This window comes from Streptomyces sp. NPDC107528, from assembly GCF_055639295.1.
In genome coordinates this window covers 454,241-477,926 of record NZ_JBVKAV010000008.1, presented here as the reverse complement: position 1 = coordinate 477,926, position 23,686 = coordinate 454,241, and the positions used below count along the sequence as shown (strand labels likewise).

The following is a 23,686-nucleotide window of genomic DNA, read 5'->3' as shown; positions in this document are numbered from 1 at the left end:
TGTGGCCGCTCTCAGTCGGCCAGCGACGATCCGAACTGCGCCGCGGTCACGGTCAGGCCCATGGTGGCCGGACCGAAGGAGAAGGAATTGGCGGCGGTGACGCCGCTGGAGGTGGCGGAGAAGACCCACGCGGACCCCATGTTGTAGTTCTCGGCCGGGTCCCCGACGACCAGGCCGTGCCTCCTGTCACTGTTGCCGTCGACGAGAGCGGTCTTCTGGCCGAAACGGTCCTGCCCCTCGGCGGTACCGGGCACCTTGCCGGTGTTCTGGCTGAACGACTTGTAGCCGGTGGCGGTCAGCCCGCTCGCGCTGCCACGCAGCACGATCACGGTGCCCGCGTCGGTGAGGCCGTCGAAGTCCTCGCCGGGCAGCCCGGTCGCGACGTCGAGGTAGCCGTCGCCGTCGGTGTCGCCGATGGACAGCCCCGAGCCCATGCCGTCGCCGTGCTCGCCGGCGCCGGGCACACCGGCGGTGTCCTGGTTGATCCACACCGGCTTGCGGGTGCTGGAGACGCCGCCGGGACCGCCGTAGACGACGGCCAACGCACCACCCTTCGTGGGCAGTTCGACGTCGCTGTCAAGGCTGTCGTTGGAGTGACCGACGACGATGTCGCCGTATCCGTCCTTGTTCAGGTCGCCGATCCTCGCGTCCTCGCCGCCGACGATCCTGCCCTGGGCGTCCTTGAGATTGCCCTGGTAGGTGAGGCCGTCGGGGCCGCCCGTGAGCAGGGACACCGCGCGCGAGTCCGGCTCGTCCTGGGAGGAGGTGCGCACGGCGAGGTCCGCAGTGCCGTCTCCGTTCACATCACCGGCCGTCACGGAGTGGTACGTCGAGTGCCCGTCGGGGTCGATGTCGAAGGAGCCCGTCTTCGCGGGCTTGCCGGTGCGGGTGAACGGGCCGTGCCACACCCTGCCGGGTGACTCGGTGTCCGGCCTGTCGTCGCTGACCATGACCACATCCGGTCGCTTGTCGCCGTCCACGTCCGCGACGGTGAACCGGCCGCCCCACTCATAGCCGGTCCTCCAGGTCAGTCTCGTCGGCGTGGCCGACAGCCCCTTCGGGCCACCCCAGTTGACGACGAGGGCGAACCCGGAGTCGACGTACGGCGTCTCCGACTCGGCGGTCGACAACAGGTCCGCGTATCCGTCCCCGTCCAGGTCCGCGCTCGTCAACTGGGCCCCGTAGTACCCCTCGTTCGTACGGTTGGGCCACGTCAGCACCTGCTTGCGCGAGGTCGACAACCCGCTGGAAGAGCCGTACAGCACACTGATCGCGCCGCGCAGCGGTGCCCCTCCCACCGCTGCGAACGGGGAACCGATCGCCGCATCGGGATATCCGTCGCCATTGAAGTCGTCGTGCAGCCGCTTGCTGCTCGGCGTGGCGGCCTTGGCCTCGGTGGCGGCGTTGACGGCGGGCACCACCAGTGCCCCGGCGACGAGCGCGACGCCGGTGGCGAGGACGATCCGTCTGCGGCGGAAACGCGGAGTACGGCGGTGGGAACGCGAAGCCATGTGATTCCTGACGTAGGAAGGTGTGGGTGATGGCGTGATGGGGGGCCGCTGATCAGCGCGGGAACCGGTCACCGAGCCGGGCGCCGCTCGCGACCGTGCCGAGGGCGCCGGCGCCGAAGGCGAAGGAACCCTTCGCGGTGACACCGGCCGAGCCGGACCGGAACACCCACACGCCTCCGGCACGCGCGTCCTCCCCGACCGCGGCGACGAGACGCACGTTCTCGCCGAAGCGGTCGTCCCTCTCGGCGGTGCCGGGAACGTCCGCACCGTTCTGGGCGAGGAGTCTGCCGCCGGCCCCGCTCGGCCCGTCCGGTCCACCGGGTACGACGACGAACGCGCCGGCCTGCTGCACCGTGCCCAGGTCCTCGTACGGGTCGCCGGCCAGGACGTCGCCGTAGCCGCCGCCGTTGATGTCGCCGACCGCGAGGTCGTAGCCGAGCACGTCCCCGGCCTCGTCGGTGCCGGGCCTGCCCGGCGTGTCCTGGGTGATGGTGCGGGGAACGACGGAGGCGGCCGGGCCGCTCTCCGTGCCGTTGAGGAAGCTGAGCCGTCCATGGCCCATGACGATGTCGTCGCGGTGGTCGCCGTTGACGTCGCCGAGGGCCGACGTGTGGCCGGGTCTGATCCTCTCTCCCTGGGCGTTCCTGAGGACGACGAGGGGACGCAGGCCGTGACGGCTGCCGCGCAGGAAGTTCAGGTGCTCGCCACGGTTGCGGTTGCCCTCGTCGTCCGCGTCGAACGAGCGGGCCAGGGTGACGAGGTCGGTGATGCCGTCGCCGTCCACATCGCCGGCCACCACCCTGACCAGGCCGAGGTCGCCGTCGACGAGTTGCGCTCCGGTCGTGCCGGCGGGCTGACCGCCGCGCCCGAACGGCCCGTACTCCACACGGCCGTTGTCGAGCAGGTCGTGATGCCCGTCGCCGTTGAGGTCACCGGTGACGGTCCCGTCGCCGCTCTGGTACGGGCTGTCTCCGACAGCGGGCCGCACCTTCCCCGAGGTGAAGCCGCCGGGGCCGCCCCACAGCACGGTGCGGCTGCCCTCCCGGGTGATGCCGCCCTGCTCCCACCGCTCGTCATCGGCGGCCACCTGCAGGTCGCTGTATCCGTCACCGGCCTCGACGCGAGTCGCCGCGTGGGCGGGCCCCGCCGGCAGTACACCGACACTCGCGGCCACCAGAGGGGCAGCCATGGCGGCGCTACGCCGCGTTCTGCGCGAAACAGCCTCGACCACGTCGACTCCGGGAATCCGATGGGCAGTTGACGGTGGTGAGGCCTCGAAAGTTCAAGATCCTCATCCCACGCCGCCCAGTACGACTCACCGGGGATCGAAGGGGTTGCCCTGGGATACGCCGCGAATTTTCCTGGAGTTAACCAATCCGGCCAGCGGCACACGCCGGCGCCAGGACACCGGCCCAGACGTCCCAGCCCGTCCGCGGTGCACTCTGAACGACAGCCCAGGCAAAGTCAGCCTGTCCGGCGCTTGAGGACGAGGCTGTTCAGGCCGAAGCGGGGGCCCGGGGGGCAGCCCCCGGTCGACGGCACCGACAACGCCGCACGCCCCCCAGGCCTCAGAACGGCTCGAAGTCGTCGAACTCCCGGAGGGCCTCGTCCCGTTCGGCCTCCTTGTCACGCCGCCGCTGCGCAGCAGGCCGCGGCGCCTCGAAGCGGTGGTCCTCGCCACGCCGGCCGAGCATCTCCGCCCCGGACATCAGCGTCGGCTCCCAGTCGAAGACGACGGCGTTGTCCTCGGGCCCGATGGCCACGCCGTCGCCGGACCGGGCGCCCGCCTTCATCAACTGGTCCTCGACACCGAGCCGGTTGAGCCGGTCGGCGAGGTAACCCACGGCCTCGTCGTTGTTGAAGTCGGTCTGCCGCACCCAGCGCTCGGGCTTCTCACCACGCACCCGGAACAGCGGCTCGCCGCCGAAGTCCTCGCGCGTCACGGTGAAGCCGACGTCGTCGACGGCCTTCGGCCGGATCACGATCCGCGTCGCCTCTTCCGTCGGCTTCGCCGCCCGCGCCCTGCCCACCAGGTCGGCCAGCGCGAACGACAGCTCCTTGAGGCCGAGATGTGCCACCGCGGACACCTCGAAGACCCGGTAGCCACGGGCCTCCAGATCCGGCCGCACCATCTCGGCGAGGTCCTTGCCGTCCGGTACGTCGATCTTGTTCAGGACGACGATCCGCGGCCGGTTGTCGAGCCCGCCGTACTCCTGCAGTTCCGCCTCGATGATGTCGAGGTCGGAGACGGGGTCCCGGTCGGACTCCAGCGTCGCGGTGTCCAGGACGTGCACGAGCACACTGCACCGCTCGACGTGGCGCAGGAACTCCAGGCCCAGGCCCTTGCCCTGGCTGGCGCCCGGGATGAGCCCCGGGACGTCGGCGATGGTGTAGACGGTCGAGCCCGCCGTCACGACACCCAGGTTGGGCACCAGCGTCGTGAACGGGTAGTCCGCGATCTTCGGCTTCGCGGCGCTCAGCACCGAGATCAGCGAGGACTTGCCAGCGCTCGGGTACCCGACCAGCGCCACGTCGGCGACGGTCTTCAGCTCCAGGACGATGTCCTGCAGGTCCCCCGGCTCACCGAGCAGCGCGAACCCGGGTGCCTTGCGCCGCGCCGACGCCAGCGCGGCATTGCCGAGCCCGCCCCGGCCGCCCTGCGCGGAGACGTACGACGTGCCGTGCCCGACCAGGTCGGCGAGCACATTGCCCGCCTTGTCGAGAACGACGGTGCCGTCCGGCACGGGAAGGACCAGGTCCTGCCCGTCCTTGCCGGAGCGGTTGCCGCCCTCACCGGGCTTGCCGCTGGTGGCCTTGCGGTGCGGGGAGTGGTGGTAGTCGAGCAGCGTGGTGACCGACTGGTCGACGGTGAGGATCACGTCCCCGCCGCGCCCGCCGTTACCGCCGTCGGGCCCGCCGAGCGGCTTGAACTTCTCACGGTGGACGGAGGCACAGCCGTGGCCTCCGCTACCCGCGGCGACATGCAGCTCGACGCGGTCCACGAAGGTGGTCATGGGATGTGCCTCCAGTTACGTACGGGGTGTTCTTTGAGAACTAACACGCGAAAGGCGGACCCGCTTCCCGTGAGGGAAGTGAGGTCCGCCTCGCGAAAGTTTCCGATCAGGCGACCGGAACGATGTTCACGACCTTGCGGCCACGGTGGGTGCCGAACTGCACCGAACCGGCCTGCAGGGCGAACAGCGTGTCGTCGCCGCCACGGCCGACGCCCGCGCCCGGGTGGAAGTGGGTGCCGCGCTGACGGACCAGGATCTCGCCCGCGTTGACGACCTGACCGCCGAAGCGCTTCACGCCGAGGCGCTGAGCGTTGGAGTCACGACCGTTACGGGTGGACGATGCGCCCTTCTTGTGTGCCATCTCTCCTCAGTCCCTTACTTCGCAGCCGCGGGGATCTCAGTGACCTTGATCGCCGTGTACTGCTGGCGGTGGCCCTGACGACGGCGGTAGCCGGTCTTGTTCTTGTAGCGAAGGATGTCGATCTTGACGCCCTTGTGGTGGTCCACGACCTCGGCCTGAACCTTGATGCCGGCCAGCACCCACGGGTCACTGGTCACAGCGTCGCCGTCGACAACGAGCAGGGTCGAGAGCTCGACCGTGTCGCCAACCTTGGCAGTGGAAATCTTGTCAACCTCAACGATGTCGCCGACAGCAACCTTGTGCTGGCGACCACCGCTGCGCACGATGGCGTACACGCGGATCTCACTCTCTCGCTCGGGAACGGCACCCCCGCAGTCCAGCCGCCCGGCACGCGAGCGGCCTCTCCAGAACACCCAGTGCTCCGGAGGGATGAGGTTTACGGGGATGTGGCGTGCCTATATCTACGGACACGCCGACGGTCAAGGTTACGGGGCCGCGGGCAAGGGGGTCAAACCGGGCCGGGCTTCAACGCAGTGCGGCCGGTCACATGGACCGGCCGCACCACGTATCAGGCGTCGCGCGTCACTCGTCGGTGGCGGCCGAGACCGTGGTCTTCTTCGCCGTCGACTTGGCAGCGGCCGTCTTGGTGGTCTTCGCCGCCTTCTTGGCCGTCACCTTCTTCGCGGCCGTCTTCTTGGCCGCGGTCTTCTTGGTGGCGGCCTTCTTCGCCGTGGCCTTCTTGGCCGTCTTACGGGCCGTCTTCTTGGCCGGAGCCGCCTCTTCGGCGTCGTCCTCGGCGGCCGGGGCCTCCGCGGCGATGGCGGACTCCGCCTCAGCGGCCGGGACGACCACGACGGCCGTCTCCTCGGACGCGGCCGGCGCGGTGGCCTTGCGCACGGCACGGCGCCGGGTCCGGGCCGGAGCGGCGCTCTCGGCAACAGCCTCGGCCGGAGCAGGCTCGGCCTGCTCCGAGGGAGCCTCGGCCGGGGCCTGCTCGGACGCCGGGGAGGCGACCTCGCCGACCGTCACGACGGCGGCCTCGGCCCCCGCGGGCGACCCGGCGGGTGCGGACACCTTGCGGGTCGCACGACGCCGCGTGCGCCCCTTGGGCGCGGCCTCCTCGGTGGCCGGGGCCTCGACGACCGCGTCCTCCACGGCCATCGGCTCGGCCTTCGCCTCGGCGGCCGACTCCGGCTGCACCGGACGCTCGACCTCCTGCTCGACGGTGACGTCCTGAGCCGTGGGAACCGCCTCGGACTTCCTCGGCGCACCCGCCGGAGCGGACGCCCGCCGACCGCCACGGCGGCGCGAACGACCGCCACGCCCGGCCGCGGCCTCCGCCTCGGCGACGCTGCTGTACAGCTCCTCGTCGGGCGCGAAGGCAGGCTCCGGGAGTGCGGCGGGCCGGACGGCCTCGGCAGCGACCTCGGCCTCGGACTCCGCCTCCTCCTCGGCCGTCTCGGCCGGCTCGACGGCGACGGCGGCCTCGTGCACGTGCTCCGGACCGGCACCGGCCCGCGCGCGCTTCTTGCGCTTGCCGCCGCCTCCGGCGGAGGTCGGCTGCTCCATGTGCACGATGACACCGCGGCCGTTGCAGTGGACACAGGTCTCGGAGAAGGACTCCAGCAGGCCCTGGCCGACCCGCTTACGGGTCATCTGCACGAGCCCCAGCGAGGTCACCTCGGCGACCTGGTGCTTCGTACGGTCGCGGCCCAGGCACTCCAGCAGGCGCCGCAGCACCAGGTCCCGGTTCGACTCCAGCACCATGTCGATGAAGTCGATGACGATGATGCCGCCGAGGTCGCGCAGCCGCAGCTGGCGGACGATCTCCTCGGCCGCCTCCAGGTTGTTCCTGGTGACGGTCTCCTCGAGGTTGCCGCCCTGGCCGGTGAACTTGCCGGTGTTGACGTCGACGACGACCATCGCCTCGGTCCGGTCGATCACCAGCGAACCACCGCTCGGCAGCCAGACCTTGCGGTCCAGCGCCTTGGCGAGCTGCTCGTCGATCCGGTACGTGGCGAAGACGTCGACCTCGGACGTCCACTTCGACAGCCGCTCGGCGAGGTCCGGCGCCACGTGCGAGACATAGCCGTGGACGGTCTCCCAGGCCTCGTCACCGCTGACGACGACCTTGGAGAAGTCCTCGTTGAAGATGTCCCGGACGACCCGGACGGTCATGTCCGGCTCGCCGTACAGCAGCGTCGGCGCGTTGCCGTTCTTGGCCTTCTTCTGGATGTCCTCCCACTGCGCCTGCAGTCGCTCGACATCGCGGCGCAGCTCGTCCTCGCTCGCGCCCTCCGCGGCCGTACGGACGATGACGCCCGCGTCCTCGGGGACGATCTTCTTGAGGATGGTCTTCAGCCGCGCCCGCTCGGTGTCGGGCAGCTTGCGGCTGATGCCGGTCATGGAGCCCTCGGGGACGTACACGAGGTAGCGGCCCGGCAGGGAGACCTGGCTGGTCAGACGCGCGCCCTTGTGCCCGATCGGGTCCTTGGTGACCTGGACGAGGACGGACTGGCCGGACTTCAGGGCGGACTCGATGCGGCGCGGCCCGTTGGCCATGCCGAGCGCCTCGAAGTTGACCTCACCGGCGTACAGGACGGCGTTGCGTCCCTTGCCGATGTCGATGAAGGCGGCCTCCATCGACGGCAGCACGTTCTGGACCTTGCCCAGGTAGACGTTGCCGACGTACGAGGTCGACTGCTCCTTGTTGACGTAGTGCTCGACGAGCACGTTGTCCTCGAGGACGCCGATCTGCGTACGGTCGCCGTGCTGGCGGACGACCATCACGCGCTCGACGGCCTCGCGGCGGGCCAGGAACTCGGCCTCGGTGATGATCGGCACGCGGCGGCGGCCCTGCTCACGGCCTTCCCGGCGGCGCTGCTTCTTGGCCTCCAGGCGCGTGGAGCCCTTGATGGACTGCACCTCGTCGGACGGCTCGGCCTTCGGGCGGGGCTCACGGACCTTGACGACGGTGCGCTCGGGGTCGCCCTCGCCGGGCTCGGTGTCCACGGAGGAGTCACCGGCGCGACGACGGCGGCGCCGGCGACGACGGCTGGAGGCGGAACCGCCGTCCTCGCCTCGGGCGTCGTCGGCGTCCTCTTCGTCCTGCTCGGCGGTGTCCTCGGCGTCCTGTGCGGCCTGCGCCGCGGCGACCTCGTCGCCCTCGGCGTCACCGCCCTCGGACTCGGAGTCCGCGGACTCACCCCGACGACGACGCCGGCCACCACGCCGACGGCGCCGGCGCGACCCGGTCTCCTCGGTGTCGTCACCGTCGGCGGCGTCCTCGGTCTCCGCGTCTTCGGCTTCCTCGGTCTCGTCCTCGGCGGCGGCCTCGACGCTCTGGGCGGCCTCGGCCTCGTCGCCGTACCCGGCACCCCGGCGCCGGCGACGACGCTTCGACGCGGCGGGCTGCTCCTCCGCCGCGAACTCCTCGACGTCCTCGGTCTCCGCCTCGGCGGCGGCCTCGGCGGCCGCGCGCTGGGGCGTCTGGAACTGCGGCTCGGTGAACACGGGCGCCTGGAACACGGCCACGGCAGGCCGCGCGGGGCGCTGCGCCTCGCCGCCCTCGGCGGCGGCGGACTGAGCCGGCGCCGCGAAGCCGGTGGCGGCCCGCTGGACGACCCGGCGACGGCGGCGGGGGGCGGCCTTCTCGTCGGCTTCGGCGGCGGGTGCCTCGGTGGGCTCGCCGACGCCGGCGACCGCGGCGGTCACGGTGTCGATACCGGAGGTCACGGGCGTCGCCGCCGTCACCGGCGTCTCGACGGGGGCCTCGGCGGCACTGGTCTCGGGGGTCTCATCGGCACCAGCGGACCCACGCCGCGTGGCGCGTCGGCGCGTACGACGCGGGGCAGCCTCGGCGGCCTCCTCGGCGTCGGCGGAGGCCTCGTCACTCACGGGCGCCTCGGCGCTCTCGTCGGCCACCGCAGAGGCAGCGGTCTCGTCGGCGGGAGCACCGGCGGGCACGGAAACCCGACGGGTCGCACGGCGACGCGTACGACGCGGCGCGGCCTCCTCGGCGTCCTCGACCGGGGCTGCGGCTTCAACGGCGGCAGGCACTTCAGCGGCCGTACCGGACGCATCCGAGACCACTGTCTCGGCGGCCTCCGTCGGCGCGGGAGCACCGGCGGGTGCGGACGCGCGACGCACCGCGCGGCGACGCGAACGCGGCGGCGCCGTCTCCTCGGCCGCGGGCTCTTCGGCGGCGGCGGGCGCCTGCTCGGCGACGGGTGCGGCGGCAGTCACCGGCACCACGGTCTCGGCGACCTCGGCGGCCGCCGGCGTTCCGGCCGGCGCGGAGGCGCGGCGCACCGCACGTCGACGCGTACGGCCGGCAGGGGCGGCCTCCGCCGTCCCCTCCGCCTCTTCGGCGTCCTGGGTCTCTTCGGCGTCCGCGTCCTCAGCAGTCGCCTCGGCCACGGCGGCCACGACGGCGTCGATGTGCTCCTGGGGCTTCTCGGCCGTCTCGGCGTCTTCGGTCAGGGCCGCCACATCGGAGGCGTCTGCGACCGGTATGGCCGGCTCGACCACCTCTGTGGGCTGCGCCTCGGCGGGAGCCGTCGGCGGGCCCGCCGGGCGGGACGCGGCACGGCGCCGCCGGCGCGGCGGCAGGGTGTCGCTGGGAGTGTTCAGTTCGGAACCCTCGTTGGGTTCGGTCGGTTCGAGCATGCGGGCGTTTCTCCCGTCAGGCTCCCGGGCGCCGCACCTGGTCCGGCGGTATGCCGGTGACGTCCGCGGCTCGCGCATTGCGCGACTGCCGCCGTCCGGGGCGCGGGCGCCGCACGGGAGCTCTCTGTGTCCTGTCTCGCCGGTTCCGTACGCCGAATGCGTACGGCCTGGCGAAAGTCTTCTGGTCGGTGCGCTGCCCGACCCAGGTGGCTCCCGAGTACGAGGGCGGCGCTTCGACGACCGTCCCTACGCGGAACCTTCCTTACGCCGGCGCCGTCGCGGCGGCAGCGGTCTCGGCCTCGGTTGGGGCCGTCGCTGCCTCGCGGTCGGGCGCGAGCGGGTCGGTCACCGTGCTGGTCTCTTCATCGAACAGCCCCTGCGCCAGCCTGGTCACCGCTGCGGGGACCGGCGGCGCCAGGTCGGCCACGGCGCGGAGACCGGACAGGACGTCGTCGGGTCGTACGGCAGGCGTCACGTGCCGAACAACCAGCCGCAGTATCGCACAGGGCTGGTCGGTCGGCCTATCAGCCGTTTCACTCTGTGTTTCAAGTTGTACGACCGCGGGGCGGGCGTCGAAGGTGCGGACGCCGTTCTTGGTCATCCGCTGGACCTCGACCGCCTCGGCGGCGTTGAAGGCCGCCACGGCTCGCTCGGCCTCGGCAGGCTCCACACCGTCCAGCCGCAGCTCCCACACGGAAGCGGTGAGCCGGTCGGCGAGCCCCGGGGTCCGGGCCTCGACCGCGTCGACGATGTCGAGGCCGGTGGGCAGCGACTCGTCGAGGAGAACCCGCAGCTTCTCGGGATCCCGCGCTGTGGTGAGCGCGATCTCCAGATACTCCGCCTCACTGCCCGTGCCGGTGGGTGCGGCATTGGCGTACGACACCTTCGGATGCGGCGTGAACCCTGCCGAGTACGCCATCGGCACCTCGGCACGGCGCAGCGCACGCTCGAAGGCGCGCTGGAAGTCACGGTGGCTGGTGAACCGGAGGCGGCCGCGCTTGGTGTAGCGCAGTCGGATGCGCTGCACCGCGGGTGCGGGCGGCGGGCCTTCGGGCTGTCGCTTGCCCAGTGTCGTTCAGTCCTTCGTGAGAGCGGTCGTACTGCTACCAAGAGTACGTGTCTCACGGCCGAGAGGTTCCCGTCGGTCCACGGTCTCCCGCTGCTTCGGCTCTCCGAACAGCATCCGCCGGACGTCGGCCCGCGCCTGCCGTACGGACTCCCGGGCGCCGGCGAGCGCCTGCCGGGTGGCCCGCCCCACACTGCGCGCGGCCTCGGCGGCGGGCCGCAGGACCGCGTCCCGGACGACGTGCCCGACCGGTGTGAGGACCGTCCGGTACACCCAACGCACCGGCTCCACGAAGATCCACCTGAGGAGGGTCGCGAGGAACCGTCCGACGGCGAGCGAGATCCGCCCGGCGACCCGCCACGCATGCCCGAGCGCCTCCCAGATCTCCCTGCCGATCACGGCGAGCACACGGCCGACGGGCGCGAGGACCCACCGGTACACGCCCAGCGCGGGCAGCACGAACAGCACCCGCCCGATCCAGTAGAGCGCCGTCCCGATTCCGGTGAGGACCGTGCTCACGGCCCACAGAAGGCCCCTCGCACACCAGGCGATCGCCCGCCCGAGGGGCGTGAGCACCCACTCGTACACCCACACGGCCGGAACGACGAGGAGATACCGCACCAGCCACGCCACGACGGCGAACGCGCCGAGCCCGAACGCGGCGAGCACCGCGCCGAGCCCCCTGAGGGCCCACATCGCCGCATGCCCGATCGGTGCGAGCACGCGCGCGTGCAGCCACCCCAGCCCGGCCCCGATCCCCCGCGCCAGCCACGCGCACGCGTGCCCGACGGGAGTGAGCACGTACCGGTACAGCCACACCAGTGGAACGACGACGAGTACGTTCCCCAGCCAGGCGAGCCCTATCGCGACGGGCACGACGACGTACCGCCACAGCCCCACGAACGGCCACACGAACAATGCCCGGCCGAGCCACAGCAACGCCCGCCCCAGCGGCCGCAGCATGGTGTCGTTCAGGAAGCGCCCGGAGACGACGAGCGCGTCCCACACCATCCGCACCGGCACGACCAGCACCAGCGCGACGATCCGCACGGGCAGCCGGATCGCGACGACGAGGCATCCTTCCGGCGCCGACGGCTGCTCGCGCCTGGCCGGTGGCTGCTGTGGGTCCGTGGCCGGGGGCTTCTCAAGGTCCATATTCGTGTAGACGCCACAGCCACCCGTCCGGATCCCATCGGTGCGCACAACCTCCGGCCCGAGGGCGGGCGTTCGCATTGCGGGATGCGCCGACCGGGTGAACAGTGGATTCGTAGAGTCGAGTCGGCCGAGTCGGCAAGCAGATGATGCAGTACACCGCACAGCGCATCTGGGACCACCATGGCCAGAACCACTCGGCGGTACGCCTTCCACAGGGTCAACGCATCTCTCCTGGCCGCGGCACTCGCACTGCCGGCAGGCCTGACGAGCGCGGTGGCAGCACAGCAGACCCCCACCGCGAGCGGGCGCCACGCCCCCGCCCGGACAACGCCGCCCCCGTCACCCGCGTCGACGCCGCCTCCCCCGACGACAACAGCCACTACCCCTACGGCCCCGCCCTCCACGCCGACCACGTCCACGCCCCCGACCGATACGTCGGATTCGGACTACACGCCGACGACTGATGACTCGTCGGGTACCGCCACCGCCACCCCGGACCAACCCGCGTCCAAACCGCCGTCGGAACAAACGCGGGCGATCGACGAGGTGGCGGCGGCCCTGAACAAGACACGGGGAGACGTACCCGAGGAACTCACGTCGACCGTCGACACCCTGACCGCCGCGCTCAGGACAGCGACGGACCCGGCGACGACAGCCCAGGACAGGGAAGCGGTCACCGAGAGCGCGAAGAAGCTGGCGTCGGCGCTGTCGGTCATCAGCGACGACAGCACGCCCCGTGAGCTCCGGGACCAGCTGACGGTGCTCGTGAAGCAGATGACCTCCACCCTCGCGGTGGGCCAGGAACCCGGCGTGCCGCCCGAGGACGGCGCACGGCTCCTCGTGGTGGTGGAGCGGACGGCATCCGCCCTGGACGCGGTCGGCGATTCCAGGACACCGAAGAAGCTGCGGGGGGAGCTGGCGGCGATCGTGGAGGAAGTGAGCTACGCCCTGGAGCAGAGCCGCGGCCAGGGCGAGATGGGCATTACGGCGTTGTGGGTGAGTTCGGCGCTGGGCTTTCTCACCCCCTCGACCGCACAGCCTGAGGAGACACCCACGCAACCGGAGCCGTCGCGCACACGATCCGAGCAGTCGGGCACACCGCAGCAGAAGGACCCGCTCGCGAAAGCGATTCATCAGGTCAGTCAGCCGATGAAAGAGGCGACCGACTCCAGTAACTCACCGGAGAATCGGAATGAAGCCCGGAAAGAGATGAGAGAGCGGACCGCCCGGATGAAGGATGAGCAGGACAAAGCCGCCTCGGAGCAGGAGCCGCCTGATGCCCCTGTGGGGAAGGCCGCCGAAGTGTGCACCAACGCCATACTCGAGGCCGTCCCGGACCCGAGACTCGAAAAGGGGTTGAAGGACCTGACTCCCTCGAACTGGGACAGCGCAGGGGTCAAAGACTTCTGGAAGGCCAAGGAAAACGGAAACGACGTGCTCGACGTCCGCGCCCAGTTGGAGAACGACGAACACGCCCACGCCCCCTTCGACATCGGGCCGCTCATCGAGGAGCTCGCCGACCTCCTGCCGGGGAAGGAACTGAACGCGACCCTCGGGCAGCCGGCCCTCCACTGCAGGCAGACGGCTGTGTACCTGTACCAGGACGGGATCACGGCAGGGACCTGGCTCGGCGACGAGTAGGCGGCGAGCCACTCGTCACGGCGAGCCACTCGTCACGGCGAGCCACTCGTCACAGCCCGGAGGATCTCATCAGTTCCGCGACGGACACCTCCGCGTCGGCCCGGACCCGCCCGGCTCCGTACCTGTCCAACTCCCTTCTCACTTCCTTGTAGGAACCGCCTTTGAATTTCCGTGATGAAATGATGGAAAAAGGCGGGAACCCGGGCGCCCAGATCGCTGCGACAAAGCGCGGTTTACGCGTCACGTTGATAAGGTTGTTGTTATGCCGCAGCCGTCCCTGATATACGAGCTGCTGCCCGCACACCTGCCATGCGCAGTAGAACTCTTCGTCTTCGTCCCACGAAGAGTGAGCAGTACTGAACTCGTCCACGTCCAGCTTTCCTCGATCCTTCCTCATATAGGAAACCTGAACGTCGACGCTCACCGTGTCGTACTGCGCCCCTTTGGGGACTTCGAAAACACGCTCAAGGTAATACTCCTGCCCGACTTCGAGCCACTTACCGGGGCCGTACAAGTGGCCACTGCTCAGTGTGGTTTTCTCGAGATCACTGACATGGAGGTCCGCCTCCCCGGTCGGGTAGCCCGGCTTGCCCACACTCTCCCGCCACTCACTCAACAATTCCTCATTGCCAGGGAATTCGGAGTACTTGGCAGCCCTGCCACGGACCGTGTAGCTGTCGTTGAGGATGTAGACGGGGATCCCGCCGGTGTTTTTCATGCGGAGCGACAGCGGCACGTGGACGAACGGCAACCCGCGGTCCTCGCGCGCAGCTCCGAACTTCGCGCGCAGGGTGAAGTGCATGGGGGCGGCGCTGGGTTGGTACATGGTCGAGTACGCCAGGCTGACGGCGGTCAGAAGCGCGGTCGCGACCACTCCGGCCGCGAACCGCTTGGGCTGCGGGACTCCTGTCCAGGATTTCTCCCTGACGAGCAGGACGAGCGCCCACAGGGACCAGCACCACAGAGGCAGGAAAACCAGCAGATAGGGCGTGTATTCCGCTTCCTCGAGCCACATGAGGAGGAGGAGACTGTCCGTGGCGAGCGAAATGAGAACACCCAGCAGGACGACCGCCCCGGAGACCTTGAACTGCCGTCGTCCCCAGTGGTCGAGCGCCATCAGCGCGGCTGCGCCCTGCACCAGACCGGACAGCACGAAGAAAACCCCGGTCACCCGTTGCGCAAAAGTCAGCGCGCCGGCGGCGTCCGGCCATCCCACAACCGCGTTGAGCCCCATGGAAGCCAGCAGCCCGACCGTCATCAGCACGAGGATTGCGCGTCTTCTCCACGCCCGGTCGGGCCACGTGCCGCTGTCACCGCCGCGCCAGCAGATGAGTGCCCGGTCTTCCAGATCCACGTCCTCCGGAAAACCGAGGCGGCCGAGCATTTTGCGCAGTTCGCCCAACGACCAGGCACTGCCCACCGTCTCACTGCCCACGGTCACCCGGCGAAGCCCTCGACTGTCCGGCGACTCGACGACGACCCAGGGACGCAGGCTCATGCCTAGCTCGCGGTGCGGTTGAAGCTGGTGATGTTGAGTTTGACGCCCTTCGCGGTCTTGAGCGTCGTGGGGGACTCACCCCGGGCCGTCTGGCCGGGTTGAACGGCGGTCTCCAGTTCCCAGCCGTTCTCCAGCCGGGTGCCACTGGCATCGACCGCTTCCCATTCCCATGAGTAGTCGGACTTCTCGCTGCTGCTGTTCTTGATGGTCCAAACGGCCCAGATATCAGTGATGCCGGCTGTCGAGCGATCGTCCAGCTGAAACCTGACCAGATCCGCCCGCTCACCCTGCGGTTCCTGCTTCTCCCCCTGTGACGCCTTCTCGGTCGCCGCGTCGGTGGGAGCGGATGTGGTGCTCTCGTCGTCATCCCCCAGCGAGGCCAGCAGCACAACCACGACGATGACAGCCACCACGGCCGCAGCCAAGGCGCCGACGCACCCCCAAATACACGCCCGCCCCCGCCCTTTCTGCTGCGGCGGCCCGGCGGGAGTCGCCCACTGCCCGGCAGGGGGAGGGCCTGCGCCAGGTCTCTCCCACTGGGGCCCGTCCGCACGCGGATCGTTCGCCGGCATGGTCGCCTCCTCCGTGGCGGATATCGCCACGGTAGGCAGCCAGGGGGAACCTCGCGAGCCGGAAGCAGCCAGCCAGGCGACAGCCGTCGGGTACGACGACAGCCCGTTACCCGGCGCGCAGGACCGAGGCGGCTCGGCCGGCCATCGTGAGACCGAAGCGGGCGGCGGTGTGGAGGAGTTGCGGGACACCCTCCTGGGTGAACGACCCCGCGTGCTCGGCAGCGAAAGCCTCGATGGTCCGCGGGGACCGCCCCGTCAGGTCCCGCACGGTGGTGCTGACCGTCGCGCCGGCACCGGCACGGAACAGCTCCGCCATCTCGACGAGATGCTCGACGTACCATTCGGGCTTCCCCTGACGCCGGAGCACGTTCGCGGCAAACCCGGACGGCATGCTGACGTAACGGACGCGTTGCCCGGTCGCGTCGGCAAGGACCGCGGCCAGTTCCTCGTAACCGAACGCGCGCGGACCGGTGACGTCGTACACCCGGTCGTGGTGGCTGTCGCCGGTCAGCACCTCGGCGGCGACGGCGGCGATGTCGCGTGCGTCGACCATCGCGATCGGTGCACCGCCCATCGGCGCCGCGAGCAGACCGAGCTTGGAGACCATCGGCGCTGCCGTCTCCAGGAGGTTCTGCATGAAGAAGCCGGGGCGCAGGAACGTGAACGGCACGCCCGACTCTTCGATTCGGTGCTCGGTCCGCCAGTGCTGACGGCCGATTTCCGCCGGGCCGCCGGGTGAGACCGAGGGCGCGATGCCGGACACCTTGACGATGTGGCCGACCGTTGAACGGAGCGCGGCGTCGACGGCGTTGCCCTGCAGTTCGGCCTGTCGGAGGTCCTGGGCCGAGACGAGGAACACGCGGTCGACGCCCTGCATCGCAGCGTCGAGCGAGGCGGCGTCACCCAGGTCGCCGGTAGCCGGCTCCACGCCTTGGCGGGCGAGGGCCTGCGCGGCTGCCTTCGAGGGATCGCGGACCAGTGCTCGTACCGGCGATCCGGTCGAGACGAGCAGGCGGGCGACCTCACCGCCGATTTTTCCGGTGGCCCCAATGACGAGAATCATGCGCGGCCGACCTCCTTCTGACTTCGGGATTTCAGGACTTCGGGCTTCTCGGCTTCAGGGCTTGGGGCTTCAGGGCTTCAGGACTTCAGGGCTTCAGGGCTTCAGGGAGCGAACCTTCTGCGCGCTTGGCGGCGGGGAGGCCGTGCCACGCACCAACGACCTGTACAAGTCCGCTACGCCGTCGAGGCCGCGAATGTCCGGCATCGCGAACACGATGCGATCCGGTCGCACGATCGCGAAGTCACCGCCGTGCCGGTCGAAGAAGTCGAGTGCGTAGCCGTCGAGGTCCTCGACGGCGACGGTGCCGGCCTCGCACGGTGTCCGACGCTGACCGGGGCGGCTGATGGACAGGTAGGCGGCACCGAGCGACGTCCACAGCGCGCGGCTCTCCGAACGCAAGTGGACCTGCGGATCGAGATCGCGGCCGAGGAGGGCCCAGCCGCTGCCGATGAGATCGTCGAGGGGCCGCAGCCGTCCCTCCGAAGTGCGGACCGTGGGCTGAGGGAACGCATGCCCGGCGCCCGCGCGACGTCCGGAACCGTCAAACGCTCCGGAGGAGTAACGAAGGTCGGGCTTGAACCGTCCTTCGGTGAAGTAGGGCAAGTGCGCCGCCCTCTTCAGAATCGCGTCCCGAACCGTGGCGACGCGACGACGGCGGGTCTGGACCATGGCGCCGGAGAAGCGGGTCAGCCGGGTCATACGTGTGACGTGCGGGCGTCGCTCGTCCTCGTAGCTGTCGAGCAACGACGGGGCGGCACCATCGGCTACGACGGCCGCGAGCTTCCAGGCGAGGTTGTGGGCGTCGCGCAGCCCCGAGCTCAGCCCCTGCCCGGCGAAGGGCGGCATGAGGTGGGCCGCGTCACCGGCGAGAAGCACCCGTCCGGAGCGCCACTGGGCCGCGGCGCGGGCGTGGAAGGTGTAGACGATGTGCCGGAGGATGGTGATCCGGTCGGGGTCGACCCACGGGGAGACGAGTCGCCGAGCGTTCTCCAGGGTTGCGAGTTCAGCGTGGTCCTCGCCCGGGAGGACCATGAACTCCCAGCGGTGGTGCGTCCCGGGCAGCGGCAGTGTCACGCCAGGACGGTCCGGGTTCCCGATGAAATGGAAGGACGTGACGTCGGTCAACGGGGCGTCGAGCTCGGCGTCGACGACGAGCCACGGCTGGGCGTACGTGGAGCCGGTGAACGCGATGGAGCGGAGACCGCGGACGGTGCTTCGCCCGCCGTCACAGGCCACGACGTAGCGGGCGCGGGTCGCGGTCTGCCGGCCTCGGTCGCCCTCGCGGGCCCACACGGTCACGCCGTCGCCGTCCTCGTGGAGCCCCTCGACGCGGACGCCCATCCGGACGGTGACATGGGGATACCGCGCGACCCCCTCGTGGAGCACCCGCTCGAGGTCGGGCTGGTAGAAGAACGCGAGCTGCGGGAACCCGTTGCGGCCCCCGCTGGGGCGCATGGTCACCAGCCGATCGCCGCGCACCGAGAGGAACTCCGTGCTCTGCCCCAGGTCGAGACCCGGGAGGAGTTGATCGACCAGGCCCGCCGCCTGAAAGACGCGGAGCACTTCGTCGTCGGTGGCGCCCGCGCGCGGCATGGTGTGCGGCTCGATATCACGTTCGAGCACGATCGTCCTGACCCCGGCCTGGCCGAGAAGGTTCGCCACCATCGCGCCGACCGGCCCGTAGCCGACGATCACCACATCGGCGCCCTCGGGGTCGTCGCCGGTCATGGCGCCCGCGTCCGACTCGGTCCGAGCTCTCATCAACATGGACTGTTTCTCCCGTTAGAGGGTCAGCCGTCTTGGAAGGCCAGCCACCACCGGATTGAAGATTTCCTCAACATCGAGGATATCTTCAGTTCACAAAGCGTCAAGAGATCGCACACGCAAGTGAGCCCCGGCATGATGCTGCTGCGCGCGGGGCGGTGAGAGTCGCTGTGTCCATGCCATCGGCCACTGCTACATTGCGCCCTCAAGATCAGAAAAACGGCCCTGGAGAGCGCCCTGCACGAGCTGGCCGACAAGGTGTGGGTGTCCAAGGCGAACCATCAGGGCGCCGAGCACGCCTCCATCAGGGGCATGAGCGCCGCGGGCGGCGAGGGCGTGACGACGATGCCCGCGCCCGGCACGCCGCCGCGCGGCCTGTCCGACTTCGGATGAGCGTCCTCCGCACCGCGTACGAGTCCGCGCTCCTGCCCTCACCACGACAGAAGGCCGCACCCGTCATGCCCGACGCCTACGGCGTCCACCTGCCCGCCCAGTGAACGGAAGGCCGATCCCCGTGAAGTCCCGCCACCGCCTGTCCACCGCCCTGGCCTTGCCGCTGACGGCCGTGATGCTGTCCGGGTGCGGCCTCTTCGGCCCCGAGACCTTCGAGGCCGACGAGCGGTCCATCGAAGTGGACGCGGGCGACACGTTCGAGCTGACGCTCCCGGCCAACCCCTCGATGGGCCAGGACTGGAGCATCGTGCGCCCCGGTCCCGACCATGCAACGGTGCGCCAGGAGGGCGGCCGGGAGGAGGACTTCGAGGGCGACAGCGGTGTCGACGGGGGTGGTGACGGTACGCAGACCTTCACCTTCCAGGCCGTTGCCGCGGGCACCACGAAGATCAAAATGAGCTACTGCGTGCTGGGCGACTGCCCCGACGGCGACGACCGCACCGCGACGGGCAGCCCAGGCAACGACCCGGCGTACTTCATCTACACCGTCACCGTGCGATGACCGGAACGGAGGTACCAATGAACCCAGCAAGACCGAGGAAGAGTCGGCCAGGCCGACGTCGCCATGCTCCTGCGCTACGGCATCGGCGCCCCGGGCCCGCGTCGCAGCGACCTGTTCGGCGACGGAGCCGTGGGCGCCGCGGTCACGCTCGACCGCCTCGGGGTCCAGCCCCGCCCGGTGACGTTCCTCGGCAGGACCGTCGCAGCGGTGGCACCGGCTACACCGCCCGGCTGCCGGAGCTACTGCCCGAGCCGGCGGCCTCGGACCTGATGCGCGCCCGGCTGGATGCGGCCTCGTCGGTGGCCCGGCCCGTGGAGGGGGACGAGGTCGTGGCCCGCTGGCTGGAGGCGGTCGCCGAACTCATCGGGCTGCGCCACACCACCCGGGAGCGCGCCGCCCGCTGTGCTCAGCCCTGCGGCCCGGTGGGGACTGCGTCCACATCGGTTGCCAGACGCGCCGACCGTCGCCCGGTGCACCGGCGGAGCAACATGCCGCGAAGAGAGGGCGCCGCCCCGCAACAGACCGCTCGGCGACGCCCCGCCGGACTCGGCGCTGTCGTCTCTCGCTCGCCCCGCCAACACCTCAAGCACCCGATCGAGGGCCTCGCCCACCTCAGTGCGAGTGCCCGCTCCCCGCAGAAGCCGGCGCCGCGTTCTTGACCGTCAGGGGCAGCAGCTTCTTGCCCGTCGGGCCGATCTGGATGTGTGTGTCCATCTGCGGGCACACCCCGCAGTCGAAGCACGGCGTCCAGCGGCAGTCCTCCACCTCGGTCTCGTCGAGGGAGTCCTGCCAGTCCTCCCAGAGCCAGTCCTTGTCGAGGCCGGAGTCGAGGTGGTCCCAGGGGAGGACCTCCTCGTAGGTGCGCTCGCGGGTGGTGTACCAGTCGACGTCGACGCCGAAGGGGACCAGCGCCTTGTCGGCGCACTGCATCCAGCGGTCGTAGGAGAAGTGCTCGCGCCAGCCGTCGAAGCGGCCGCCGTCGTCGTAGACCGCGCGGATGACCGCGCCGATGCGGCGGTCGCCCCGGGAGAGGAGGCCCTCGACGATGCCCGGCTTGCCGTCGTGGTAGCGGAAACCGATCGAACGGCCGTACTTCTTGTCGCCGCGGATCTTGTCGCGGAGCTTCTCTAGACGGGCGTCCGTCTCCTCGGCCGACAGCTGCGGGGCCCACTGGAAGGGGGTGTGGGGCTTCGGGACGAAGCCGCCGATCGAGACCGTGCAGCGGATGTCGTTCGAGCGGGAGACCTCACGGCCCTTCGCGATGACCTTCGTCGCCATGTCGGCGATCTGCAGGACGTCGTCGTCGGTCTCGGTCGGCAGGCCGCACATGAAGTACAGCTTCACCTGCCGCCAGCCGTTGCCGTAGGCGGTGGAGACCGTCCGGATCAGGTCGTCTTCCGAGACCATCTTGTTGATGACCTTGCGGATACGTTCCGAGCCGCCCTCCGGGGCGAAGGTCAGACCGGAGCGGCGGCCGTTGCGCGTCAGCTCGTTCGCCAGGTCGATGTTGAAGGCGTCCACGCGGGTGGACGGAAGCGAGAGGCCGATCTTGTCTTCCTCGTAACGGTCCGCCAGGCCCTTCGCCACGTCGCCGATCTCGCTGTGGTCCGCCGAGGAGAGGGAGAGCAGGCCGACCTCCTCGAAGCCCGTCGCCTTCAGACCCTTCTCGACCATGTCGCCGATGCCGGTGATCGAGCGCTCACGCACCGGGCGCGTGATCATGCCGGCCTGGCAGAAGCGGCAGCCCCGGGTGCAGCCGCGGAAGATCTCGACCGACATGCGCTCGTGGACCGTCTCGGCGAGCGGCACGAGCGGCTGCTTGGGGTACGGCCACTCGTCCAGGTCCATGACCGTGTGCTTGGACACGCGCCACGGGACACCGCTCTTGTTCGGTACGACACGGGCGATACGGCCGTCCGGGAGGTACTCGACGTCGTAGAACGCCGGGATGTACACCGAACCCGTCCTCGCCAGGCGGAAGAGGACCTCCTCGCGGCCGCCGGGGCAGCCCTCCGCCTTCCACGCGCGGATGATCGCCGTCATGTCCAGCACGGCCTGCTCGCCGTCGCCGATGATCGCCGCGTCGATGAAGTCGGCGATCGGCTCGGGGTTGAAGGCGGCGTGGCCGCCCGCCAGGACGATCGGGTCGTCGATGGTCCGGTCCTTGGACTCCAGCGGGATGCCCGCCAGATCCAGGGCCGTGAGCATGTTCGTGTAGCCGAGCTCGGTGGAGAACGACAGGCCGAACACGTCGAAGGCCTTCACCGGCCGGTGGCTGTCCACCGTGAACTGCGGGACGGCGTGCTCCCGCATCAGCGCCTCCAGGTCCGGCCACACGCTGTACGTGCGCTCGGCGAGGACGCCCTGCTGTTCGTTCAGGACCTCGTAGAGGATCATGACGCCCTGGTTGGGCAGCCCGACCTCGTAGGCGTCGGGGTACATGAGCGCCCAGCGGACGTCACAGGAGTCCCACGGCTTGACCGTGGAGTTGAGCTCTCCGCCGACGTACTGAATCGGCTTCTGCACATGCGGGAGCAGAGCTTCGAGCTGCGGGAAAACCGACGCAGCGACTTCGGCAGGCATCTCGCGAACCTTCGTGAGCTGGACTGGACTGACAGGGGTGACCATCTAGCCTAACGCGACCGCGGACACCCTCAGCACGTCCGAGGACTCAGAGGACGTCCGCCCCGCCCTTGACCCCGTCCCAGACTGCGGGCAGCTGGTCCTCCACGGCCGCCGCCCGGTGCTCCTCGCGCCCGTACAGCAGCCCGTAGGTGAAGGCGCTCTCCCCGGCCGCGTGGGCGACCGCGGACAGCTCGCTCAGGGTGTGGCGGGCCATGACGCTGTCCTGGTGCTCGCCGAGCAGGTTCTGCAGGGACTTCATGGTCTTGACCAGGCTCTTGGCTGGCTTGCCGAGCGCCGGAACCGCCGCCTCCGCCGCGTAGCGGGTGCGCTTGGTCTTCTTGCGGGCCTCGTGGATGGCGACGTCACGGTCGCTGCCGGGCTCCAGCTCCAGAGCCTGCTCGACGAGCGCGGACACCTTGCCGAAGTCCTTCCGCACGGCCTTCGGCAGCGCGTTCCCGGGCTCTTTTCCGGCCGCCTTCAGCAGCGGCGGGTCGGCGAGCAGCCCGTCGACGGCATCGAGCAGGGCCAGGTAGCGGTGGGAGTCCAGGACCCCGATCAGCCGGCTGCTCGCCCCGCCGGGCCTGTCCCCCGCCCAGTGGCTCAGCCGCTCGGTCACAGGACCGTAGACCAGCGTGTGGGGCACCTCGTCGAGAGCCGCCGACAGGCGTTCGTTCAGCACCTCGCGGTCGCGGTCCACGCCCAGCTCGCCGGCCAGCCACTTCAGCTCGTCGCCGATCGGGTCGGTGACCGCCCGATCCAGGATCTTGCCGAAGGACTTGAAGGTACTGCGCATCCGGCGGGTGGCGACACGCATGCTGTGGACGGAATCCTCGACGTCCTGGCGTACGGCCGGGTCGAGCTCGACGATCGCGTCCCGCTGGGCGCGGACGTACGCGAGCACGTGGTCGCCGGCGGTCACGGGGTCCTCGACGGACACGGGGGCGAGCTTCATCGGGGCGGTCTCGGCCAGGGCGCGCGCCAGCTTCGACGCCGACTCCGACGGCCGGACCCCCGCCTTGCGCAGCCGCTTCTCCACCTTGTCGAGCACTTTCGGGTCGACGCCGTCGGCCAACTCCACCTCGATCTCGGTCCACTGCGCGGTGCCGCTGCCGCCTGCAAGGCGCTCGGCCTGTACGGCGTCCACACTGACCTCCGCGAGCAGCCCGCCGTCGGCGTCCACGAGATGCCGCACGTCACGCTCGGAGCGGAGCCGGACCATGGGCACCAGCTCGGCGTCCCGGACCCGGGAGCGGACGAGCCCGGCGAGGGTGTCGGGCAGCGTGTCGGACAGCGGCGCCTGGACCTCGTCCCGCACGCCCGGGGCCACGGGGAACTTCAGATGCCAGCCCGCGTCGGACCCGCCCGTCCGGCGCCGCAGGGTGATCGAGGAGGCGGCGAGCCGCTCGTCCGCGGTGTCGTAGTAGGTGGCGTCCAAATGCGCTACACCCTTGTCGATGACGGCATCGACCCCGGCGACCCCGGTCAGGTCGGGCAGGCCGCTGTCGTCGGACTCATACTTCCGCTCGATTTCGCGCTTCGTGTCCGCCATGCCCTGAATCTAGTGGCAGTCACGACGGGATGACAGGGCTCACCAGCCATGAACGCCGGGAAGACAGGGGGCGGCGGTTGGGAAACGGGCTGATGGAGTCCAATTCTGCGGCTGGACACCCGGCGCCCGCTCGGGCACCGCCGTGCCAGTCATGGGGACCCCGGCACGGCGCCCGTTCGACCGACCACCACTGCCCGCCACGACCCCCACCGGCCGCACCGGCCGCCGCACCGGCCAAGCCAGG

18 protein-coding genes are annotated in these 23,686 nt (G+C 70.3%); 4 read left to right on the top strand and 14 right to left on the bottom strand.

Features of this window, described 5'->3' with window-relative positions:
* Window positions 1–11: 11 nt before the first annotated feature.
* From ACZ7L5_RS27075 to ACZ7L5_RS27040, 8 genes are all read right to left on the bottom strand, one after another.
* On the bottom strand, window positions 12–1,511 hold the full coding sequence (locus ACZ7L5_RS27075; protein ID WP_471519474.1) for an FG-GAP repeat domain-containing protein: 1,500 nt from the start codon (window positions 1,509–1,511) through the stop codon (window positions 12–14).
* Between the two features lie 52 nt (window positions 1,512–1,563).
* Window positions 1,564–2,700: an FG-GAP repeat domain-containing protein gene (locus ACZ7L5_RS27070; RefSeq protein WP_471519473.1), complete on the bottom strand. Its 1,137-nt coding sequence runs from the start codon at window positions 2,698–2,700 to the stop codon at window positions 1,564–1,566.
* A 379-nt stretch (window positions 2,701–3,079) separates the two neighbouring features.
* Window positions 3,080–4,525, bottom strand: coding sequence for a GTPase ObgE (gene obgE, locus ACZ7L5_RS27065; protein WP_471519472.1), 1,446 nt, complete (start codon window positions 4,523–4,525; stop codon window positions 3,080–3,082).
* 106 nt (window positions 4,526–4,631) lie between these two features.
* Window positions 4,632–4,886: a 50S ribosomal protein L27 gene (rpmA, locus tag ACZ7L5_RS27060; protein ID WP_010041940.1), complete on the bottom strand. Its 255-nt coding sequence runs from the start codon at window positions 4,884–4,886 to the stop codon at window positions 4,632–4,634.
* A 14-nt stretch (window positions 4,887–4,900) separates the two neighbouring features.
* The gene (gene rplU / locus ACZ7L5_RS27055) at window positions 4,901–5,221 is read right to left on the bottom strand and encodes a 50S ribosomal protein L21 (protein WP_007381993.1); all 321 of its coding nucleotides are present in this window, start codon (window positions 5,219–5,221) and stop codon (window positions 4,901–4,903) included.
* A gap of 247 nt (window positions 5,222–5,468) precedes the next feature.
* The gene (locus tag ACZ7L5_RS27050; RefSeq protein WP_471519469.1) at window positions 5,469–9,554 is read right to left on the bottom strand and encodes an Rne/Rng family ribonuclease; all 4,086 of its coding nucleotides are present in this window, start codon (window positions 9,552–9,554) and stop codon (window positions 5,469–5,471) included.
* Between the two features lie 262 nt (window positions 9,555–9,816).
* Window positions 9,817–10,581, bottom strand: coding sequence for a TIGR03936 family radical SAM-associated protein (locus ACZ7L5_RS27045; protein WP_383235352.1), 765 nt, complete (start codon window positions 10,579–10,581; stop codon window positions 9,817–9,819).
* Between the two features lie 48 nt (window positions 10,582–10,629).
* A complete protein-coding gene (locus ACZ7L5_RS27040; protein ID WP_471519467.1) occupies window positions 10,630–11,775 on the bottom strand; it encodes a hypothetical protein in 1,146 nt (381 codons plus the stop codon).
* Between the two features lie 143 nt (window positions 11,776–11,918).
* On the opposite strand from ACZ7L5_RS27040, the gene ACZ7L5_RS27035 reads away from it, so the two are divergent.
* Together ACZ7L5_RS27035 and ACZ7L5_RS27030 are read left to right on the top strand one after the other, a co-directional pair.
* Window positions 11,919–12,239, top strand: coding sequence for a hypothetical protein (locus ACZ7L5_RS27035; RefSeq protein WP_471519466.1), 321 nt, complete (start codon window positions 11,919–11,921; stop codon window positions 12,237–12,239).
* Window positions 12,240–12,321: 82 nt separating this feature from the next.
* Complete coding sequence (locus tag ACZ7L5_RS27030; RefSeq protein ID WP_471519464.1) at window positions 12,322–13,416, top strand: hypothetical protein; 1,095 nt, start codon at window positions 12,322–12,324, stop codon at window positions 13,414–13,416.
* 49 nt (window positions 13,417–13,465) lie between these two features.
* Here ACZ7L5_RS27030 and ACZ7L5_RS27025 read toward each other — a convergent pair whose 3' ends face one another.
* From ACZ7L5_RS27025 to mhpA, 4 genes are all read right to left on the bottom strand, one after another.
* The gene (locus ACZ7L5_RS27025; protein ID WP_471519462.1) at window positions 13,466–14,914 is read right to left on the bottom strand and encodes a Yip1 family protein; all 1,449 of its coding nucleotides are present in this window, start codon (window positions 14,912–14,914) and stop codon (window positions 13,466–13,468) included.
* Between the two features lie 2 nt (window positions 14,915–14,916).
* Window positions 14,917–15,327 carry a hypothetical protein gene (locus tag ACZ7L5_RS27020; RefSeq protein WP_471519461.1) on the bottom strand — a complete coding sequence of 137 codons (411 nt, stop codon included), beginning with the start codon at window positions 15,325–15,327 and terminating at the stop codon, window positions 14,917–14,919.
* A 265-nt stretch (window positions 15,328–15,592) separates the two neighbouring features.
* Window positions 15,593–16,549, bottom strand: a complete 957-nt coding sequence (locus ACZ7L5_RS27015; protein ID WP_471519459.1) for an SDR family oxidoreductase — start codon at window positions 16,547–16,549, stop codon at window positions 15,593–15,595.
* Window positions 16,550–16,642: 93 nt separating this feature from the next.
* Entirely contained in the window at window positions 16,643–18,277 is a 1,635-nt protein-coding gene (gene mhpA / locus ACZ7L5_RS27010; RefSeq protein WP_471519504.1) for a bifunctional 3-(3-hydroxy-phenyl)propionate/3-hydroxycinnamic acid hydroxylase MhpA, read from the bottom strand.
* A 300-nt stretch (window positions 18,278–18,577) separates the two neighbouring features.
* On the opposite strand from mhpA, the gene ACZ7L5_RS27005 reads away from it, so the two are divergent.
* The gene (locus tag ACZ7L5_RS27005) at window positions 18,578–18,706 is read left to right on the top strand and encodes a hypothetical protein (RefSeq protein ID WP_471519458.1); all 129 of its coding nucleotides are present in this window, start codon (window positions 18,578–18,580) and stop codon (window positions 18,704–18,706) included.
* Window positions 18,707–18,827: 121 nt separating this feature from the next.
* Window positions 18,828–19,268 carry a protease inhibitor I42 family protein gene (locus ACZ7L5_RS27000; RefSeq protein WP_471519456.1) on the top strand — a complete coding sequence of 147 codons (441 nt, stop codon included), beginning with the start codon at window positions 18,828–18,830 and terminating at the stop codon, window positions 19,266–19,268.
* Window positions 19,269–19,880: 612 nt separating this feature from the next.
* Here the strand turns inward: ACZ7L5_RS27000 and ACZ7L5_RS26995 are convergent.
* Both ACZ7L5_RS26995 and ACZ7L5_RS26990 read right to left on the bottom strand, forming a co-directional pair.
* The gene (locus ACZ7L5_RS26995; RefSeq protein ID WP_363038244.1) at window positions 19,881–21,851 is read right to left on the bottom strand and encodes a TIGR03960 family B12-binding radical SAM protein; all 1,971 of its coding nucleotides are present in this window, start codon (window positions 21,849–21,851) and stop codon (window positions 19,881–19,883) included.
* Window positions 21,852–21,939: 88 nt separating this feature from the next.
* The gene (locus tag ACZ7L5_RS26990; RefSeq protein ID WP_471519455.1) at window positions 21,940–23,442 is read right to left on the bottom strand and encodes a CYTH and CHAD domain-containing protein; all 1,503 of its coding nucleotides are present in this window, start codon (window positions 23,440–23,442) and stop codon (window positions 21,940–21,942) included.
* Window positions 23,443–23,686 lie beyond the last annotated feature (244 nt).

Coding starts and splice junctions, on each gene's coding strand:
- ACZ7L5_RS27075 (WP_471519474.1), bottom strand. CDS start 1,511: ATGGCTTCGCGTTCCCACCGCCGTACTCCGCGTTTCCGCCGCAGACGG.
- ACZ7L5_RS27070 (WP_471519473.1), bottom strand. CDS start 2,700: ATGGCTGCCCCTCTGGTGGCCGCGAGTGTCGGTGTACTGCCGGCGGGG.
- obgE (WP_471519472.1), bottom strand. CDS start 4,525: ATGACCACCTTCGTGGACCGCGTCGAGCTGCATGTCGCCGCGGGTAGC.
- rpmA (WP_010041940.1), bottom strand. CDS start 4,886: ATGGCACACAAGAAGGGCGCATCGTCCACCCGTAACGGTCGTGACTCC.
- ACZ7L5_RS27050 (WP_471519469.1), bottom strand. CDS start 9,554: ATGCTCGAACCGACCGAACCCAACGAGGGTTCCGAACTGAACACTCCC.
- ACZ7L5_RS27040 (WP_471519467.1), bottom strand. CDS start 11,775: ATGGACCTTGAGAAGCCCCCGGCCACGGACCCACAGCAGCCACCGGCC.
- ACZ7L5_RS27035 (WP_471519466.1), top strand. CDS start 11,919: ATGATGCAGTACACCGCACAGCGCATCTGGGACCACCATGGCCAGAAC.
- ACZ7L5_RS27025 (WP_471519462.1), bottom strand. CDS start 14,914: ATGAGCCTGCGTCCCTGGGTCGTCGTCGAGTCGCCGGACAGTCGAGGG.
- ACZ7L5_RS27015 (WP_471519459.1), bottom strand. CDS start 16,549: ATGATTCTCGTCATTGGGGCCACCGGAAAAATCGGCGGTGAGGTCGCC.
- mhpA (WP_471519504.1), bottom strand. CDS start 18,277: ATGACCGGCGACGACCCCGAGGGCGCCGATGTGGTGATCGTCGGCTAC.
- ACZ7L5_RS26995 (WP_363038244.1), bottom strand. CDS start 21,851: ATGCCTGCCGAAGTCGCTGCGTCGGTTTTCCCGCAGCTCGAAGCTCTG.
- ACZ7L5_RS26990 (WP_471519455.1), bottom strand. CDS start 23,442: ATGGCGGACACGAAGCGCGAAATCGAGCGGAAGTATGAGTCCGACGAC.